Genomic DNA, 2980 nt, shown 5'->3' with positions numbered 1-2980 from the left:
GTATCTATAAATTGCAGGAGATAACTTCAAATTGCTGGGAATAACTCTAAATTGCTGAAGATGACTGTAAACAGTTCTAAATAAGCTTGATTACCTCTAGATTGTTATGAAAATCGTGACACTGAATTACAGGTGATGCCATTGATGGCATATTAGATATCAACGAAAATAGCCTTTCACTCAACCTCAACGTTAGTTTGAAATGCGCTATGCCAAAAAACAAAGTGAATACGTTCAACACACCTAGTCCCGATTTTAAAGGGTTCGCGAAAGTTTCACTGTTAGTGGTCTTCTCGCTTGCCCTTTCAGGCTGTAGCGCGAAAAACAAAGCAACCAACACAGGCCAATCTGCCGCGCAGAAAAATCAAGCCTACACGGCGAAGAGCTTCAATAAACCCAATAGCAAAGTCACGTTGATCCTCTCTTTTTCTGGTGGCGGCACACGTGCGGCAGCGCTTTCATATGGCGTGTTGCAAGCATTGCGCGACACCAACATCGAAATCGATGGTGAAACGGTCAATCTGTTAGATGAAGTCGATATGATCAGCTCGGTATCCGGTGGCAGCTTTACCGCCGCCTATTATGGTATCTATGGCGACCAGATATTCGAAGATTACGAAGAAACGTTCCTTTATCACGAAGTCTCGAAAGATCTGTTTTCCATCCTTTTATCTCCTACTTATTGGTTCTCGTACGCCACCAGAACAGACAAAGCCACCGACTATTACAAAGCCAACATCTTCGGCGAAAGCACGTTTGCCGACATGTACCGAGAAAATGCGCCCTACATTGTGATTAACGCAACCGACATTTCAACGGGCTCGCGTTTTTCATTCACACAAGAGTACTTTGACCTGATTTGTTCAGACTTAAACAGCTATTCCGTGTCTAGCTCGGTGGCCGCCTCTTCTGCTGTCCCTTTTGTATTTACTCCTGTTGTGCTTGAAAACAAAAACGACTGCGACAAAACAGAACACATACAACCCTCATTCGACGCCACCAGTTACCGCAACCGAAATCTGATCAAGTCGTTAGAGTCATATAGCAATAAGGATGATGTGAGTTATCTCCACCTTGTGGATGGCGGGATTACTGACAACCTCGGTTTGCTGTCGGTGTATGAGATGTCTGAATACTTGCGTTACAACGACAACGAAGAGCTGAAAAACTTGTACGACACCCAGCACGCGCGTCCTATTGTCATCATTTCGGTTGATGCATCGACGAACCCAGAATCTGGCATTGGAGAGTCAATTGAAGCGCCTTCCATGAAACAAACGGTGGACGTCATCACCGATATCCAGCTGCATCGCTATAACGACACAACAAAAGATTTGATCGTCGACGAGTTGCAGTCTTGGTCGGAGCTGGCCTCTCATCAAGGTCGTAAGGTTTCTCCGCACTTCATTGAGATCAGCTTGAATAAATCAGACAACAGTGCCAAGCGATACTTACTCAATCAAATTCCGACGGACTTTATGATCGACAAAGAAAACGTCGACCTATTGATTGAAGAAGGTAACAAACAACTTGTTGCCGATCCGGAATTTCAAAACTTCTTATCATTTGAATATAATAAATGATGCTAATCTAGTTGCTTATTAAAGCGCAATCTGGCCATCAAAAATTACGTCATAATTTCACCTTTACAAGGATCACTATGGAATTTGAAAACAACATCTTACATCTCGGGTCATTCTTTGCTGTGACCATGGGGATCGTGGTTCTATTTATCGGTCGGAGGCTCAATCAGGTCATCGGTTTTTTGAAAGAGTTCAGTATTCCAGAACCTGTCTCTGGCGGGATTTTGGCATCGCTCCTGTTCGCGGCTCTTTACGCGACGACCTCAATCGAAGTGCAGTTTGATCTGTTTGCTCGCGATGTATTATTGGTCTACTTCTTTACCACGATTGGTATTAACTCAAGTTTGAAAGATCTGTTCAAAGGCGGAAAGCCCTTGGTCATTTTGCTAGCAATCACTATCTTCTTCATGATCATGCAGAACATCGTCGGTATTTCTGTCGCATCAATGTTTGGCCTAGAGCCTGTCTTTGGTCTACTCAGCGGAAGTATTTCACTGATTGGCGGACATGGCACCGCGATTGCTTGGGCACCCAAGGTTGCAGAAGAATTCGGCCTAGAAAGCGCAATGGAAATTGGTATCGCCAGTGCAACGTTCGGGCTGATTTTAGCCAGCCTTATGGGCGGTCCTATTGCAAAGTTTCTCATCAAGCGTCATAACCTCAAACCTACCGATGAGCAATCAGGCTCAATCGATTCAAATGCCAAAAAGCAACAACAAGCCCTCACATCATTTCAATTTTTAGACGCCGTGTTAGCGATCCATATTTGTGTCATTGTCGGCGCGTTGCTTAATGAATTGATCAGTCAGACAGGATTACAGCTTCCACTGTTCGTATCGTGCTTGTTTGCGGGTATCGTGATCACCAACGTAATGCCAGACTCCTACCCTAGAATCTCGGGCGCAAAATGGCCGACACGCTCGCCCGCTATCGACTTAATTGCTGAAATCTCCCTGGGTACATTTTTGGCGATGTCATTAATGAGCATGCAGCTTTGGACGCTCATTGACTTGGCGGGTCCTATCTTCGCGATATTGGCAATGCAGCTGCTACTGGCCGTGATAATCAATATCTTCATCGTGTTCCCATCAATGGGTAAGACCTATGATGCGGCTGTTGTATGTGCTGGGTTCGGAGGGATTTCGTTAGGTTCAACACCGACAGCCATGGCAAACATGTCGGCAGTAAGTCAAAAGTATGGGCATTCAGCACAAGCCTTCATCATCGTGCCATTGGTATGCGCGTTCTTCATTGATTTAGCGAACGCCCTGATTATTCCTTACTTCATGAGAATGATGTAGCTGACCTTTGTTAAGACGGTACACCACAATTTGTAAAAGCGGTGTACCGCAATTTATTTAGGCGGTGTATCCCAATAAAAAGAGCCGCTCGTATAG

2 protein-coding genes are annotated in these 2980 nt (G+C 44.8%); both read left to right on the top strand.

Annotated features, from left to right (window positions below; translation table 11 throughout):
• The first annotated feature begins 209 nt into the window (after nt 1-209).
• Entirely contained in the window at nt 210-1583 is a 1374-nt protein-coding gene (locus AB4512_RS21140) for a patatin-like phospholipase family protein (RefSeq protein WP_102393707.1), read from the top strand.
• Between the two features lie 77 nt (nt 1584-1660).
• The gene (gltS, locus tag AB4512_RS21135) at nt 1661-2884 is read left to right on the top strand and encodes a sodium/glutamate symporter (RefSeq protein WP_017078222.1); all 1224 of its coding nucleotides are present in this window, start codon (nt 1661-1663) and stop codon (nt 2882-2884) included.
• Nucleotides 2885-2980 lie beyond the last annotated feature (96 nt).

Source organism: Vibrio sp. 10N.222.52.B7, from assembly GCF_041474275.1.
GTDB lineage: Bacteria > Pseudomonadota > Gammaproteobacteria > Enterobacterales > Vibrionaceae > Vibrio > Vibrio crassostreae_C.
This window is presented reverse-complemented; position numbering and strand designations above follow the sequence as displayed.

What these genes read in the sequence shown, in the direction of transcription:
- gltS (WP_017078222.1), top strand. Translation starts at nt 1,661, where the DNA reads ATGGAATTTGAAAACAACATCTTACATCTCGGGTCATTCTTTGCTGTG.
- AB4512_RS21140 (WP_102393707.1), top strand. Translation starts at nt 210, where the DNA reads ATGCCAAAAAACAAAGTGAATACGTTCAACACACCTAGTCCCGATTTT.